A 17,575-nucleotide genomic window follows, 5' to 3' on the forward strand; every position below is an offset into this window, starting at 1 on the left:
AGTTTTGCTTGTCTTCTTTTCGCAACACTAAGGTAAGTGAAAATTCTGACATGGCAAAATCCTGGGCAACTTTTTGTTGCTCAGGCACTTATAAATAATGTTAAACTATAGTGTTGCGGAATTAAGGATTATAGTAAATATTTATTTATCAAAATATAAGCGAAGCTAAATAAGCCTCATCACATTCATTTCTCATTCCTCATTTCTCATTTGTCATTCCTCCTTCCCCCGCGGTCCCATCCCGCACAACCTCCTGGCGAGGGTTCTGATGCCCCGCCAACCTTAAAGCGCAGCGGTTAAGAGCGACGTTTCTGTCCCCTACAAGGGGAACCGAAGGGGTCGTAAAGACTATTGAAGAAGACCGAGATGAGAGGTGGAGCCTTCTTTAATTCTAAAGAAGGACAGGTTGATTTTATAACAACGGTAAGGAAGGACGGGTAGGTGATATCACTGTTAGAAGTTAGTGCTATTCTTGAATATATATCCTTAGGGCTATAATATTACTAATCAAGGATGATTTCAGGAGTATACAAAGTTTCATCTCTGTATTTTGTTATTTCTAGTTCTTCATTCTCCAGAAGAAGTGCCATGTTCTGAAGACAAGTTTTTAATCAAGAATTCAATAAATTCATCCTTGACATTAGAGATTTCTCCCTTGTCAGCAATGGCCATTCTTATCTTACGAACGCCACCACCAAGGTCATCTCCAACAAGAGGATTCTTATAAATTTCATCTAACCAAGCACCATAGTCAGTCTTCAATGAATGATATTTTTTAGCCAAACGTTTAAACTGTCTCTTAAACTCAGGACCATATTCAATATGTACATTCATGTCAATCCTCCATTTCTAAATCTTTTAATAAATCCCTTGCATCAGGTAGTTTTCTTCCTTCCAACTTAGCAAGTTTCACTTCCTGCAAAGCTCTTGTCAAACTTTCCTTCACAAAAGCTTGCTGCTTCTGTGTTTTTGTCAAGATTGGTTCTTTTACAACCGTAGTTGACACAACACCACGAAGCATATTAATAGCCTTACGAATGTTTTGCAGAGGCTGGTTTGAATCTACCGTTACTAATATCTGTTCCATAATCTTCTCCTTTTAAACGTTTAAAGTCTTTTTGACTATGCAAAGATACATTATTCCCCTCACATCGCCAAACTTCTTACATGATTTTAACACAAACGATACGTAAACTGATCTATCTTTTTGCATTAATACCTAACTTCATAATCAAGCCTCATTTATATTGTTCATATATCTGCCCCAAAAATACGCTTTTTGATTGAAACCACCAAGAAAATAGCAGAAAATCTACAAGCTATCAGCAAATTACTCAATGCGCCTGTCACCTTGTCCCTGCAGTCCCATCCCTTATAACCATTGGTTTTAGCAAGTCACCTCCAGCGGTCCCATCCCGCACAACCATTTTAGCAAGTCTTCTCCCTGCGGGTTCATCCCCGCTAAAACAACCCTGACGTAGACCTCTGATAGTCCACCAACCGTAAAGCGAAGCGGTTAAGAGCGACGTTTCTGTCCCCTACAAGGGGAACCGAAGGGGTCGTAAAGACTATTGAAAGGAACGGTTACATCCTTCGCCCTTTTGTAAAGGGAGAGGGCCTGGGAGTGGGTTAAGGATCCCCTCTTCGCAAGAGGGGAACAGGGGAGTCGAAAATGCCTTCCTTAACGGTAAGGAAGGACGGGTTGGTTTTCGAAAAAAGCTTCTTCGCAAAAGGGAATCCTGGGAATCGAAAAACTATAGATTTTCAACCCATTTTCTCCCACTTTTCGTAAAAGCAGACCACAAGTATAGGCAACATGCAATGATACCTACCCCACCTAAAACTATGTACATTCCTTCCATAATCATTTCTTCTTTAATATGTTATCAGCAAACAGCGCTAAGAAAACAGTAGCAAACAATCCCACACCAAGCAAAAAAGCATATGGTTTAGCATCATCTACACCAAGTACCAAACCTACCACAGCCACAACAACCATTGCTGTAAAGCTGGTATTTGCAAGTTGATATATAAACTTGCTCAGGTTTTCTCTACGGGTCTTTTCTTTCTCCTTATCTTCTTTTGCTGTCATAGCTTACGTATTTTTTATCTCTGCAAATATACGATAAAAACTAATATAGTCCAACTTATTTCCTTATTTTTTAGCAATCTTTATCTTTTGAACTACCCACATATTCCTGTTAGGATATAGGCAACCAAACCTTAAACTACGCTTTTATCAGTTACATAAACCAAATAAAAATCCCTCCAGCAAGGCGGTCCCATCCCGCACAGCAATCCTGGCGAAGGCTTTGATGCCCCGCCAACCTTATAGCGAAGCGGTTAAGAGCGACAGGAGGAGCGGTTTCCTCTTCTTCCCTGAGGGGAGAAGACCGAGATGAGAGGTGGAGCCTTCCTTAACGGTAAGGAAGGACGGGTTGGTTTTCGAAAAAATTACGATACAATATACCAATAATACCCCCTCGGATTCCTACTCACTTCCCCGACTTTTCTGTAATTCAATTTATGAAAACTCACATGATCAATCAGATCCTGCCATTGTTCCTGATGGAAAGTACGCCCCAAGGCATCACCCAAGAGAATACTGTGATAACTATTCTCACGAGGCATCCGAGCCTCAACCATCGGAAACTCACGGAGAGACAAACCCAGGAATAAGTGAAAAATATAATAATCCACCAGACAGTTATAATCCTTCCAATAAGCAAGGAGCATATCCAAAACAGAAGAAATCACGATCTGAAGAGGCACAGCAGCAATAAACCAGTTAGATAACCCCACAGGAGCCATAGTTCCACGCTTGAAATAGCGGAATACCGTCAGTTCACTCTGCATGATTCTATCCCATCGCCCTTGCAACTTCTCATTCCCAAAACCAGAACAGAACACCGTAGCATCCATCCAGACACCACCATACTTCTGCAAAACCGCCAGGCGGAGCAGATCACTGAAAGAAGCAGCCGGAATCAACCCTTTCTTATATTTCCTGACAATATACTCAGGCAGTTCAATCCATTGCTGGTAATTACTCAGATCAAAGACCCTGAACTCATAATCCGGCAGATGCTTCCTTTGCGAAGCCAAGCACACCTTCACCAAATCAGGAGCCTGGTCGATACCCTGCAGCCAGGAGAACCAGACAATCTTCGGAACACCACCATCATTAGGAGTCAGATCCTCCGCATCCCTCACCTTCATCTCATCCAAGATATAGCGATAACGCCGAATCAGAATCCCATCCACCTTCTCAGTAATCACAGGATAAGCAGCTTTCAAGGACCTCCCCTTCAAGGCACAGCGTACCAAAGCACAGACACCCGTCCACAACACCCCCATACGGATATATTGCCAGACAAGCCTCTAGCCCCCGAACTGCCGAAAGCGAGTAATCAGTCTATCAAAATCTACCATTTATACTCACACAATTTATGATAAACACACCATTTACATAATTTGTCTTCAGTATCATTTTCATGAAATCCGCATGTGCTCCTCTCCCCACTTTTCAATGGTATCAAGAGTTATGATAGCATTGTTTATAGAGCACCACCTTCTTCCATTTGTTTAATGGTGTCCTGTTTTAACTTTGTCAAAGAGTTCTCATGAATATCCTTCTCGTCTAAGGATAAATGTTCAGACATATAAGCCAAAACATTTTTTTTCGTAGCTGGAATTTCATAACTAGCAGCAAAAGCACTAATCATTGCGGGATTCATTTTATAGGCGTCTGAGTATAATCTAGAAACCTTATTTTTGTATCCAGCATACATATTATTGATATGAAACATCTTTTCATGAGCTTTACTTTCATTAGTCAGTATTTTATTATTTCCTTTGAATAAGATTTCTTCACAAACAGGAAAAGCCCCATTCATATTATTAACTTTAGTCACGAATCGAAATGGATTCAAATTCTTATTTTGTTCCACATTAACATAAAGACCAAAATCACAAATATTTTTTCCTTTATGCCCATTACAAATACCACAACTTGGCTGTAGATTATAAAAGCAAGTTCCAAGAAATGGAAATTTACTTTGTGGCATAAAATGATCCATCTGATACATCACATCACCTTCAACAGCTAAAGTAGGATTCACATTGCAATACACACATGTTTTCAATCCCATATCTTGATGTATGGGACCTAATATTAAACGCGCTTCTTCATAACCAAGGCACTCCAATATTCGTTCATAAAACTTACCTTTATAAAAAATTCCATCGGCTTTACGACGATAATTAACCTCTTTTATCAACATATTAGGTTCACGCCCCAACACCATACTATATTTACTGATATATACTTGCCAATCCTTAGGTTCCAAAACGAGAAGATTGGGATAATCAGCTATCATCATATCGATATAATTAGTGATAGCATATCTGTCAGTCCAATGATTATTCTCCGAAACAAATGTTGCCAATTTTTGTAATTTATCTGTTACATTTTGTATTTGTTCCTCTACTTTTACTTTATAATCATCGGCAAAATGCCGAATCTCATTATCAATTTCAATTTTTCGCATTTCTATCCCTCCGCTCATCATATAGTTGCTGCAACTGCATTTTCAAGAATGGATCACCTATCATTTCCATCAACAACTCAAACTTTTTCACCCACTTCTCTGTGAAATATCCATTAGGCAACAATCTCGTAATCATATCATTGATCTTTCTTCTGGCATACTCTCCGACAAACCCGTTCTTCAAGAAAAAACTTTGGTAGAGAATATCACAAATATTAGCTGCAAAAGGATTTTTAAAGCTGCTAGTATCAGGTACACACCCATCTTCCAAATAAAGGATATTACATTGAGGTATATCAGACAATATAAAAGGAGAATGTGTTGCAATCATTATGTTGAATGAAGCATTTGAATTCATATTCAGCCTTTTAATATATCCCAACATTTCATTAATAAACTTACGTTGGTATTCAGGATGAAAACAAATTTCTACTTCATCTAATACTAGATTGATTCTCCTGTACTTCACTCGGTGAGACTCTTGAATACTAAGCAGGTTGAGGATATGATAGATATATGTACTAAACAAATAAAGGTATTGCCGTTCACCAGAACTAAGACGCTCTATTGAGATGGGGTCATCATTTTGTCGTTTTCCATCCACAAATCTATCCACTTTAATTTCTATTGCAAAGAAAGATGGCGGAAGATATTCCTGTATGTCCCTGATGTTACGTACATCTTTGATAGGAGCAATCATTTTTATATACCAATCATACGAGAAATCCCCTTTCAACAACATACTTGCTTTTAAATTTCCATTATTCAGTGCCTCTACTAAATGCAAAGTCTGTCTTATTTTAAGCGTAATATGAGATTTATCTCTTTGTATTGTTTTAACTAGTTTTATAATCTGAACTTGTGATTGTTCGTTAACTTGGTTTTGGAAACTTGCTACATCTCCTATTTCAGAGAAATCTTCATAGGCAGGATATTTATCTGCTATGGAAAGTGTTTTATAAATGATATACATACCAGCCGTGCGATGCACCTTATCATTAAAATCAAGTTTTCCAGCTATACCATAAGTTCGTAATATTAAACTACCTATATCATTACGTGGCTTTGCTCCTACTTTATAATTTTTATATTTATCAGCAGCAACCTTATGTTCCTCTACAAATTTCTTATACAAGAAACTATTCTTGAATATATAATTGATGGAATTTAGCTTATAACCTTCCATAAAATCTCTTTCATGCTTTTCTGCATAAATCATAATTTCTGAAAGTCTGTATATAGTCAGCCGATGTTCCATATTCATGTCTATCACGCCATTGTCTCGATAAGGATTCAAAACAATAGGAGTCATATAGCCATCATTTTTGTGAAACAAACTATTTATCCAGATATTTTCACCTGAATCTTCCCTTTTTTGCCCTACTTTCAACAGTTGGGATTTCTCCAAAATAAAATCTTTGGCATTAAAGGCTTGCAAGCTATAGTTTGTAACAATAGTATAGAAAAGGTTATTCTTTGCCCATTCCACAAACATATTCTTCAAGACATATTCTTCATACACAAAATTTCCAGAAAAGGCGGTAAGAACTACTGGCTTCTCACTTATCAGATGAAAATAGATCTTGTCACCCAGACAAGCTATTCTTGCTAATTTACCATCTATAACATAATAAATCTCCGCAAAAAGCCCCTCTACATAATAAAGGTTATCAGCATCTTTGCGCCGCTTACTGCGATTGAGCAAGCAACTCAGATTATTAATAATACGATAGATAATTTCCAATAAAGAAGACTTACCACTGCCATTCACTCCCACTATAGCTTGCACACAGATGCGCTTGCCATAGAAGTCTTGCATAGGATTTTCAGAATTCAACACCACACGATTCCCCTTGATACTACATCTATCATTAAGTATATAATACTCTTGCCGCAATCCTTTTTTTAACAAAGGATTACATTTTGGCAATATATGTACAACAGAAATTGAAAATTCATGAAAAGAGGATTCACAATCTTCATGAATGGCTCTTATATATTCACATTTTTGCATAACAAACACTTTAAGTAATCGCAGTTCTCCGTATTATATATCCTACTATGCAACTGTAACTTTGCACAACGGCATCGTCTTTGTTTGTATATAGACAAGCATACGATGTTTAGCCCTCCTTCAGGCAATGCCAAAAAGGAGGTTACCCTTTGACTTCGATTAATTTTTAAATTTCATTTTTATGGTTCCTTACCTTCCCATAACTCTGGAAGAAGAGTATAAAGTTAATCCTTAGCCGTTGAGTAGATATTCTTCAACACATAACATAGCCAAGGCTCAGGATTTTATCAAACACCATGCATGCGCCAAACAAAGAGTAAATCATGCCTGCTCGCTTGTATACATACAAGTCACAACAGAATAAGAAAGATTTCTTACCAATAACCATGTTGCGGAATATATTCCTTTTTACTAGCCTCAATTAAATATCATTCAATTTTTCTATTGCTTCCATTATTTTTCCTTTCTTTAATAGCAAAAGCGATTCGTAAACAGATTTAACCCCAGGCTGATTTTTAAAAGGAGCCACCTTTTTCAAATTCTCATCTATCCATGAATTCTTTCTTGCATAGCTACATTTAATATTCGAATCAACCTGCTTCACCACGCCTACTATAGCTTTCTGAATCTCTGGAAGTATTTTTATTATTGCTTCCGAATTTTGAATCTCTACCAATGGATTATTAGAATATAAATATGTAATTGCCTGAATATAATTATCCTTTTTCAAATGAACAAAGGAAGACCGCTTTTCTTGAGTATAGGTATTAGACGCAATCAAAGACTCCATAACATTTCTGATTTTCACCACGCCATCAGGAAGTTCCATGTTCAAATATGGTTTAGTAATATACTGCTCCCAATACGATCCTCTGCGATCTCTATAACCATAAACCCTATCAATGATAGAATGGCATATAATATTCATTCTGGATAAGGCAATATTTCTTTCCAAGGGTATCGTTGAATTAAAATAGACCTTTAAAATACTACATAAATCTAAAGAAAAATATGAAATAGCCAACATTGCCTCAGTCGATTTTAGAAGTTCTTTACAATCGCTCAAATCAACTTTATACTTTCTGCTAATTTCTTTAAACACAAGAGGATACTTTCGCAACATCTCTTTACAGTTTTCAAAAGATTTAGCCTGTGCTTCTATGTTCTTAGTAATTGCAAAGTTTATTTCATTGATTTTATCATGCCAGACTATCTGATCCATCAGATTTAATTCCGGTAGTATAGGTTGGATTTTGAGAATTTCTGTGCGATAAGGCTTAAACAAATAATAATCAATCAATTTAACAAAACAATCTATCATTTTATGATATATAGGTCTAAACTGATCATACCTTTCTTGCTCTTTCTCAATAGTTATCTCATCAAGCTTCAATAATTCCTGAGGATTACCATTTTTATCTATTTGATAATGCATAGCTAAGCACCTTTCATCTTTATCAGTTATAGTATTATCCCCATACTCCTTTAAAGCACAAGTAATTTCTTCCAACATCTTATCGAAGGCTTCAGTATTCTTAACATTAGCATATAACTTGATAAATTGCCCCCATAAACTCTGGTTATGTTTTGTAAATCCCCATAAGGCTTTATATCCCTCTATTATATAGGCATTAACATACTTCAAGTTAGCTTTCTGTTCTTTCGCATTTGTAGCTCGTAATGCTCCTCTCAAAGAAACGATATAAATAGAATAGAAATAGTTCAAAAACAGCTCCAGAGACACAATTTGTTGGCACAACTGTTTTTTATTATCATCAATTGCACATTCATCATTAGTCATATAATGGAAAAGAGCATAATACTTTGGTAGAATTTTACTCGATTGTTCCAAGATTATTGACCCTAAATTCCACAGCCATAAACTTTTTGTTTCCATACTATCTTGATTAATTGGATTAAACTTATTCTTTCTGGTAAAAATGAACTCACCTTCATAAAAAAGAGATATTGCTACGTGTAAATAGCTATAACTTTCACCATAAATTGCAGGGGTATACCTACAAACATATTCTCCTTTAGCAAGGCGGTCCCATCCCGCATAAACACCTGGCGAGGGCTCTGATGCCCCGCCAACCTTATAGCGAAGCGGTTAAGAGCGACAGGAGGAGCGGTTTCCTCTTCTTCCCTGAGGGGAGAAGACCGAGATGAGAGGTGGAGCCTTCCTTAACGGTAAGGAAGGACGGGTTGGTTTTCGAAAAAATTACGATACAATATACCAATAATACCCCCTCGGATTCTTACTCACTTCCCCGACTTTTCTGTAATTCAATTTATGAATACTCACATGATTAATCAGATCCCGCCATTGCTCCTGATGGAAAGTACGCCCCAAGGCATCACCCAAGAGAATACTGTGATAACTATTCTCACGAGGCATCCGAGCCTCAACCATCGGAAACTCACAGAGAGACAAACCCAGGAAAAGATGGATGATATAATAATCCACCAGACAGTTATAATCCTTCCAGTAAGCAAGAAGCATATCCAAGACAGAAGAAATCACAATCTGATGAGGCACAGCAGCAATAAACCAGTTAGATAACCCCACAGGAGCCATAACCCCACGTTTTAAGTAACGGAACACCGTCAGTTCACTCTGCATAATCCTATTCCATCGCCCCTGCAGCTTCTCATTCCCAAAGCCAGAACAGAACACCGTAGCATCCATCCAGACACCACCATACTTCTGCAAAAGCGACAGGCGGAGCAAATCGCTGAAAGAAGCAGCCGGAATCAACCCTTTCTTATATTTCCTGACAATAAACTCAGGCAGTTCAATCCATTGCTGGTAATTACTGAGATCAAAGACCCTGAACTCATAATCTGGCAGATGCTTCCTTTGCGAAGCCAAGCACACCTTCACCTAATCAGGAGCCTGATCGATACCTTGCAGCCAGGAGAACCAGACAATCTTCGGTACACCCCCATCATTAGGAGTCTGATCCTCCGCATCCCTCACCTTCCTCTCATCTAAGATATAGCGATACTTCCGAATCAGAATCCTATCCACTTTCTCAGTAATCACAGGATAAGCAGCCTTCAAGGACTTCCCCTTCAAGGCACAGCGTATCAAGGCACAGACACCCGTCCACAACACCCCCATACGGACATATTGCCACACGAGCCTCCAGCTCCCGAACTGCTGAAAGCGAGTAATCAATCTATAAAAATCTACCATTTATAACCACACAGTTTATGATAAACACACCATATTATATAAGCAGCAACCAGAGATTCCAGATATATCCATGCCAAATCAGCAAATGGATTTCTAAAGTGAAAACCATAGTTGATAAAGAACAAGTGGATGAGCCACATGTTCATAGACATTTTACCTAAGAAATCAAATCCACGCTTCACCTTATCAGATAAATATCCCTGAATATCAATCAGAAACATAATCATAGCGATAATCAGACCGATATTCAAAATGTTCCATCCCAAAGCAAAGCGGGCAACCACTAAAGCCACCACCAAGAATAATCTATACCATACCCTTTTCGCTGCCAAGAAATCAAACAAAGAGAATTTACGGGCAATCATACCCGAATAAAGCAGAGGGAAATAATGCAGCACATAATGCCCAGCTTCAGAATAATATCTGAGAAACTTAGCTAAAGGTTGGAAGCAGACTACTGAGACTATCAGCAAAAAAATCCATACCTTATTATATTGCAGACTTTTGGCAAATAGTGGAAAACAGATTACGTAAATCACGTAGGTCTGCATAAACCACCAGTTCCCATTCATATTTCTTGTCAGCAGCAGTGCATCCGTCACCACCTGATACCATTTCACTTCATGAATAATCAACAAGAAAGGCGCTACCAGGATGACAATCAACCAAAAGGGCAATAAAACCTTCTTCAGCCTCCTCCAAATATGAAAGCCATTTCCTCTAGAGCAGTAAGAAGCCATCAAACCATAGCCAGAGACGAAAAGGAACATGCCCACACAGATCTTGCCCATCATACCAATAGACAGCAACAGATATCCATAGTCTATTGGCTCAAACAGAGCAAAATAAGGCCGATGCCATAGATGATGCATAACCATCAATACCAAAGCAAAAGCCTTCAGTTGGCTTGATACATTCTTATCGAATGAATTCTTAGATTTCAGCATTATATATAACATTCATAGATTTCACACAAGCATATTTATCACAATGGTAAAACTCGCCCTAATCCCTATCAATCCCCATAAAAGTAAATAGCGGATAGATAATATGTTCAAATATTCAAGTCATTTTACGATAATTTTCTTTCGTGCTCCTTGATTTCCTCATAGGTAAATCTCATTTTGAGCTATTAGGTAAGAACACCGATTATAGCCAAGGAAAAAAATATAGCAACAATCTGTTTACTTATATAAGTTGTTTATATTATTGTCATATAAATATTTTCTAATTTACTTGTAACTTCATCAATAGAGAAAATACTTTTTGATAATTTTGAAGATTCATTAGCTATATCCATTCTTAATTTTTTGGATGATATCAGTTTATCCATTTGTTCTGCTAGTTTGTTTATATCCCCAGCCTTGAATAACAAGCAGTTATGTTCATCTTTTGCAATATCTGGGATTCCACCAACTGGGGTTGTAATAACTGGAATACCATATGCCCAAGCATCCAAAACCCCCATAGGAAATCCTTCTGCATAACTGGGAAGGCAAAAGATTGATGCCTCTTTAAATGCCTTATCTTTTTCTTTGCCACTAACCCATCCAAGAAAAACTGTCTGCTTATCAATGCCGAGTCGTGAAGCTAAAGCTTTACCTCTATCTATTTCTCCATTGCCAGCAAACACGATTTTCCATTCACGATGTTTGTTAGCAATTAAAGCAAATGCATTTATCAAATCTGCATACCCCTTACGATTGCTCACGGTACCAGCATATAAGATTTCCTTTTCCTTCAGATAAACTTTATTTGAGACTTCCGTAGAACAAGGGTTATACAGTACTTTTATTTTATCTTCATTAAATCCAAAGGTATTACATAATTCTTTTTGCCAATACTTTGACAAAACTAAAACAGAATCTGCCTCTGAAAATAGGAATTGATAAACCCGTCTATACTTGCTTTTGATTGTAGTATCCACCGAGAAAGAATGAAAATGAACAATTACTTTTTTGTGTAAACACTTCGATATAAGCACAAATATAATTTTTCGCAACGCAGAAGGGGGTTCACTAGTATGTACATGAACAATGTCATAAAACGGGATAAAAACTAAAAACTGCACAAAACCTTTAAGCAAATATAGCAATTTAGTAAATCCGTTTCCATCCCTATGCGTTTCTATCCACTTACAGTGAAAGTGATTCCACACAGAACTTTTTTCATATGCTTTCACTACCGAAGTAATACCACCACGAGTCTTTCTGCTCGTGGCTACAACTAAAACTCTTGGATTATGTTTCATAACTTTTATATTTTCATAAGTATTACTCAAGAAAGATTACTCTATCATCCCCAAATTGGATAATCGTTGATCTATATCGTTAATTACAGATTGAATCTCTGGTAACGAAATATTCCATTTTTCACTATACCCTTGACGCACTGACGTCAAAACAAATTTCAAGTTCTGCAGAGCATGTGAATAATCAGATAATGAATCCGAACTATGGACTACATATTTATTCTTAGCCATCAAATATTTCTTCAACAGTGACCGAGATTTATCAACAAGTTGTTTCGTATCTCCGCCTATTATGGAATATAATTTTGCAAAGCTAACTTGATTGATATTATGTGAATCTTTACAAACAGCCCCAGAGAACAATAAATCAAATATCAGACGTCCCGCTTCTTCTCTATCAAAAATAGCCTTTGTCAACAAAGGAGAGATGACATGATCTGCATAACCGCATTTAGAATCTATTCCTGTTGATGCCATCATGATCTGCTTAAACCTGTCAAAGCACTTTTCTTTAGAACATGAAGACAATAAACTAACAAGTTTCTGATAATACCACAATTTACATTTTGATCTATTACTCATAACCGCAAACTGGCACAGTTTTATCTGCTCATCCTCATTCAGAACGCCGATGCATTTACGTGTCAAAAACTCATCTTCTTTTGACACCAAAGCCAGCATACCGAGACCTCGCATCCAGTCTTCATGATCAGTCAGCATTAGTTGTAAGAGACATTCCCCATCAGGCAACAAAACATACTGAAATATTTCATGCAACAACAAGTTAGACACCTTAGCCACAGGCTCAATGGAAATATCCGTTTTTATAGATTTCAATGTCGGGCGTAGCAGTCTCAAAACATCCAAAGCATCACGTTCAGAAATCTTTATAAGAATATTGCAGGCAAAAAACTGTCCCCAAACTCCATTGCCAAACATTTCATCCCAACAATTATTCACCATATACAATGATGAAAAAGTCAGTAGTTCATCTTGTTCCTTTATCAATAACTCAGAAAGATCTCGATTTGCATACCCCATACGACATCCTATAAATCCAATAGGATAATCTTCATAATGATGCACCAAAATGTAGTCTTTCAATAAATCTATCAGCCTTCTGTCATTTTTGAAAACTTCAACTATCCTTTTGACAAATTCATGTTCATGAGATGTCGTTGCAAGACAATAGCCAACAGTAGCGATTTTCTCTAAAGTATTTCCGTACAAAATATCTTCCAGCACTCTGTTATAGTCTATTTGATCGGCATCCTTGCACATTCGTTTCAACCACAGATAGAATCCTTTATCAGCGATTTCATTTTTTGCAGGAAGTGATTTTTCCTTTTGCTGCGAATCATATATTATTTCCGTTTTATATTGTTTTAGTTGTTCTGAAATATATTCATTGAGGCGTTCCCAAGCCAATCCTCCTATCTGAGTAACAAGCAGCGGTTGCTTATTAGTCGCCCCTTGCAGTGAATTGGATAATGAAAAAGCATCCACGCTACCATTTTCACGATAAAAGAACATGTATCTATCGTGCAGAATAGCACTACCCACAGGAACATCGATTATCTTTAGATTCATCCTTCCAAATAAAGTAGGATAAGACTTGAGGTAATTCAAAATTTTCTTCTTTCTCTCACCCTCCTCATCGATTGGCACAAAAGAACTGGTGTTATCAGAATTTGTTTTCAATCGAGTTTGCGTTAGTACAACAATTTCAGGGCTTGTTGTGATAGATGCCAAGAAATACAGGGCAACATCCTCAAAATATGGATCTTGCAAGAAAACAGTTGAACAGCCCTTACATTGTTCCTTGAACCATTCTAAGAAAGAAAGTTTCCCAATTTCATTACTCTCAGAGTTCCAGCCCTTAGGAAAGAACATATCCTTTGTTTTCAATATTTTCTTGAAAGTTCTGTCTCTATCCGACCAACTTTTCTTCCTATTCCCTACTATATGTGTTTCTTCTGCCCCATGCTCTATTCTTCCGGCTTTATTGACGATAGACTTTTTATTATCCGGAAGATTGTTTTTTAATCTTTCCAACCAGTCTGTAGAAGCTTTTATCTGCTGACCAATAACTGTCATCGTAAAGGAGAACTGCTTAATAATTGCAAGAGCCGAATCATACACCAACCAACTTGTAACATCATTTTCCAACCACACCTTCGCAAAGACAGAATCTATCTGAGTATTGGAAGAAATATCAATTTTCAAATCACTTCCCATGACGGTGTCCTTAGAAGAAATCGTATCACAAAGGACCTTATTATCAGACATCATACGAGCATTTACCACCACACGGGAAACACCATGCAACAATTCTTTATTGACCAATACTTGTAGCCCCATCCTATCATCTACGAGACTGCAATTAATGAGCAGTTTACCACAAGCATCCCGACTTTGAGTTAATAGAACCTCTAAATTGCCAACATGGTCATAATCCTTTCCGAAAGGGAGATGGGTGTTTTCTTGCAGCCAATTGTCTAAATCACTTAATCCTTCTGAAGCATATATAGGTATTCTTCCGTCCAATTCAAACAAGCGAGCAGGTTCCATCATGCAGGCCATCATGGAATAGATAATCTGCGAAGAAATCTTATCCACATTCCAGGGAACCTCAACATAAGACTGCTGATAATAAACATCAAAGTCAAAACATGAAGTATCAGCACCGATGTGAGCAAAAGCATCCTTCAGAGAAATACCATACAAAAGTTCCTGATACACTCTTAAGATGCGTGTTTTCTCCCCTGCCATCTTGACAGTACTCACAAAGAACCATTTATCACAATATTTCTTCAACTTATTGAATTCGCTGACAGATGGCTTCTGCATTGCTTCCTCAGAAGGCGATATCACCCCATAGAAGATACGATATAGCGGATTCGCATTCTTCTTACCAATACGCAACACGAACAAGCGAAGAATCAAGATGTCGGGAATGTTCATATTATCAAAAAGCTATTAATTCTTAACTTCTTAGAAATTCTACAAAAATATTCTTCACATAAACCATATTCATCTTCCACCATTGCCAACCCAACAAAACAGATAAGACAAAGAGGAAAAATAATATTTTGAAAGAGAAAGAAACAAAGATAAGTATTAAGAAAGAAACAATCAAATGAGCGATGAAAAGATTTCTGGATAAAACAGACTGATAATATAGTTCTTTACATATTTCCATATCTATTGACTGCTTTGCTTTTCTTAAACAGGTAGCAGCCTTTTCATTATCAATTCTTTCGTCATGGTCTATGCTAAGTTTTTCCTTTAATTTTGAAATATCATAAACACAATACCTGCAAAATACATTTTTCAATATCAAAAGAGAAGGGCGAGGCACTCCTAATCGATACATTAAATATTCGATTTCGCCACTGATTACTTCATTCACAAAACCAACAATAAAGGCGACAAAAAGAAGTAATACCAATACATATACAGATAGTTTTTCTGCAACTAAAAACAAACCATTTGCAAAAGGGTTATCCGCAACAAGCAAACAAACCAACATACCAATTGTAAGATAAAATCCAGGAATTAGGATTTTTATCGTTTCTTGCCATCTATAATTCATTTTTTTTCTATTTTAAAATTTTCTTTTTTATAATATTGATAGCCAGGAGGAGGACTTTTATATTTATTTAGGGCATCGGAATTTTCGTTTTGGGCCTTCCAAAGCGATTCGACAGGTAATTTAACAACTTGAGAAGTAAACAATTCCTTTCCCTCGTGCTTATAACAATATCGTTTAAAATCATCCTTGGCTGGAGTAAAGCAAACAGAGCCTCCATAATAGCCCGTATTACAGATTACAACATTACAATATACCAATCTGGAAATAGACTCTGCCAAGAAATAGAAAGACTTGACATCTTGGTTGAAAGCCAATATAATCAGATGTTGTACTCTTCCCTTATATAGTGTATATCTTTCGATATCATAGAAATCAGCACATATTGCAAAGCCTATTCTTCCATATTCCTTGGTGTCCAAAATATAAAATTTATCACATGAATTCCATTCACCATTCACATATTTCATTTCTCTTCGTGCCGCATACTTTTTACCAAAAGTGAGTATTGTTTCAAAACAAGTACCCTTATTATGCGGCCAATGACTTGGAACAATAATCATTGCTTTGTTATTTATCTTTTGTTTGTCTTTCTTAAAATCAAGACCAGCAATAATGATTGACCCAATATTTCTCGCAATTTTCTTCAATTGCCTTTCATACTGCTTAGCGACAACCAATTCAGGAATCACTACAATATCTGGCTTAGCAGACTCAACCATGCTTTCATATTGCGATAGGGCTATATGAATCTGATGCCAAGTTCTTGCAGCTTCCGATATATCCATAAAAGGATATCGTGGATTATGCGAATTCCAAGCTACGCTGTCATCAGTTGAAGGTTGAATAATCGCCAATTTCAAATATTCTTCCATATCAATATAAGCTTATCTCAGTCAATTGTCTTGACTCTTCATTTGCTACAGACACTAAATTATCTTCCAAGATACTGACAGAATCTCTCAATTCCTTTATTAAATCCTGTAAACCAAGACATTTAACCCCATATAAAGGAGGAATATCGTTTTCTCCTGTATTATTATGTAACATCTTCAAAATTTCCCGATTATAAGCAGAAAGGCAGGAACGAACAATTAAATAGTTTTTCGTCGAAATTGCTCCATCATAAAGTATTCTTAGCAATACACTATCCCACTCAAATCCAAACTCTGGCCGATAAAATATCCATGGCAACACTTTTAGCTTTGTAAGAAGTTGTAAGAAAAGTAATCCAATAGCATATAACAGAGCTTCTTCTGATCTCAACACATTTCCTAAAACTTTATCTGTATAACAATAACATGTATCATCTATATAGGTCTTATCCTTTATTTCAGCATGTATGGAATTGACTCTCCAATAATGCCAACTACCATATTCACTAACTTTTTTATCTCTTTGTATTGTACTGATAGTCACAGAAAGTGGATGAATTATTACTCTTTTTCCAGAACTTAGTTTTTTATTTGCTGCCTCACCAATTGCCAACGCAATTTTTGATGCCAGCAATTCTGAAGATCTGACATCAAGTCTAAAATCCTCATCCTTCAAAAATTCTTCATTCACAAAATCTAACCATACAGATATTGTAGTATTTTTAGAAAAATCATCAGGTTTGGTTTGTTTCTTGAAAGTTTCATATCCTTCAAAATTTTCACCAAAACTTTTTGCTTCTGGAAGTTTGCTGATTACATAAAAGAACTCAAATGAATTAAATTCATCTGGCAAAGAATATGGAGGGTTAGCAAAATGAATTTCCCCATAATCAGCCTCTTTAAAATCCATTAAACATCTGCATATTAAAGGTAAGAAGAAAGCTTTCTCCGGACAAATTTTATTAATCCTCAAATCCGCAACCTATAGGGTTTAGTGGGATTTTGCTTGCAAAGCGACAAAATTCATTTTATTGTACATATTTCTTGCACAACAGAAATGTCGCAGACACAAAATCCCCTTACCCCATAAAGCG

At 36.7% G+C, this 17,575-nt stretch carries 15 protein-coding genes; all 15 read right to left on the reverse strand.

From position 1 onward, the window contains the following. Positions 1-567: 567 nt before the first annotated feature. The 15 genes from EXN75_RS15285 to EXN75_RS15355 all read right to left on the reverse strand — a co-directional run bounded on the left by EXN75_RS15285 (position 568) and on the right by EXN75_RS15355 (position 17,391). The gene (locus tag EXN75_RS15285) at positions 568-834 is read right to left on the reverse strand and encodes a hypothetical protein (RefSeq protein WP_118117993.1); all 267 of its coding nucleotides are present in this window, start codon (positions 832-834) and stop codon (positions 568-570) included. A 1-nt stretch (position 835) separates the two neighbouring features. Beyond that, positions 836-1,087: a hypothetical protein gene (locus tag EXN75_RS15290; protein ID WP_118117995.1), complete on the reverse strand. Its 252-nt coding sequence runs from the start codon at positions 1,085-1,087 to the stop codon at positions 836-838. Positions 1,088-1,864: 777 nt separating this feature from the next. Beyond that, positions 1,865-2,092, reverse strand: a complete 228-nt coding sequence (locus tag EXN75_RS15295; RefSeq protein WP_134844470.1) for a hypothetical protein — start codon at positions 2,090-2,092, stop codon at positions 1,865-1,867. 362 nt (positions 2,093-2,454) lie between these two features. Next, positions 2,455-3,357, reverse strand: a complete 903-nt coding sequence (locus tag EXN75_RS15300; RefSeq protein WP_134844471.1) for a capsular polysaccharide synthesis protein — start codon at positions 3,355-3,357, stop codon at positions 2,455-2,457. Between the two features lie 200 nt (positions 3,358-3,557). Continuing rightward, a complete protein-coding gene (locus EXN75_RS15305) occupies positions 3,558-4,571 on the reverse strand; it encodes an HNH endonuclease (RefSeq protein ID WP_134844472.1) in 1,014 nt (337 codons plus the stop codon). Beyond that, entirely contained in the window at positions 4,537-6,564 is a 2,028-nt protein-coding gene (locus tag EXN75_RS15310; protein WP_134844473.1) for an AAA family ATPase, read from the reverse strand. The genes EXN75_RS15305 and EXN75_RS15310 overlap by 35 nt, the downstream gene beginning before the upstream one ends. A gap of 421 nt (positions 6,565-6,985) precedes the next feature. Beyond that, positions 6,986-8,461 (reverse strand): hypothetical protein, encoded by a 1,476-nt coding sequence (locus EXN75_RS15315; RefSeq protein ID WP_134844474.1) that lies wholly within the window; start codon positions 8,459-8,461, stop codon positions 6,986-6,988. Between the two features lie 324 nt (positions 8,462-8,785). Continuing rightward, entirely contained in the window at positions 8,786-9,436 is a 651-nt protein-coding gene (locus tag EXN75_RS15320; protein WP_167639552.1) for a capsular polysaccharide synthesis protein, read from the reverse strand. Between the two features lie 12 nt (positions 9,437-9,448). Next, positions 9,449-9,763: a hypothetical protein gene (locus tag EXN75_RS15325; protein WP_134844476.1), complete on the reverse strand. Its 315-nt coding sequence runs from the start codon at positions 9,761-9,763 to the stop codon at positions 9,449-9,451. After that, complete coding sequence (locus EXN75_RS15330) at positions 9,757-10,710, reverse strand: acyltransferase family protein (protein ID WP_167639553.1); 954 nt, start codon at positions 10,708-10,710, stop codon at positions 9,757-9,759. Before EXN75_RS15330 ends, EXN75_RS15325 begins: the two co-directional genes overlap by 7 nt. Before the next feature lie 254 nt (positions 10,711-10,964). Then, positions 10,965-12,014, reverse strand: a complete 1,050-nt coding sequence (locus EXN75_RS15335; RefSeq protein WP_134844478.1) for a glycosyltransferase family 4 protein — start codon at positions 12,012-12,014, stop codon at positions 10,965-10,967. Positions 12,015-12,050: 36 nt separating this feature from the next. Continuing rightward, positions 12,051-14,978 carry a VPA1262 family protein gene (locus tag EXN75_RS15340; RefSeq protein ID WP_134844479.1) on the reverse strand — a complete coding sequence of 976 codons (2,928 nt, stop codon included), beginning with the start codon at positions 14,976-14,978 and terminating at the stop codon, positions 12,051-12,053. Positions 14,979-15,000: 22 nt separating this feature from the next. Beyond that, positions 15,001-15,609 carry a hypothetical protein gene (locus tag EXN75_RS15345; RefSeq protein ID WP_134844480.1) on the reverse strand — a complete coding sequence of 203 codons (609 nt, stop codon included), beginning with the start codon at positions 15,607-15,609 and terminating at the stop codon, positions 15,001-15,003. Continuing rightward, positions 15,606-16,481 (reverse strand): carbon-nitrogen hydrolase family protein, encoded by an 876-nt coding sequence (locus EXN75_RS15350; protein ID WP_134844481.1) that lies wholly within the window; start codon positions 16,479-16,481, stop codon positions 15,606-15,608. Before EXN75_RS15350 ends, EXN75_RS15345 begins: the two co-directional genes overlap by 4 nt. Before the next feature lies 1 nt (position 16,482). Next, a complete protein-coding gene (locus EXN75_RS15355) occupies positions 16,483-17,391 on the reverse strand; it encodes a hypothetical protein (protein WP_134844482.1) in 909 nt (302 codons plus the stop codon). Between the last annotated feature and the right edge of the window lie 184 nt (positions 17,392-17,575).

Origin of the sequence: Segatella hominis (genome assembly GCF_004535825.1) — a bacterium.
Classification (GTDB): domain Bacteria; phylum Bacteroidota; class Bacteroidia; order Bacteroidales; family Bacteroidaceae; genus Prevotella; species Prevotella hominis.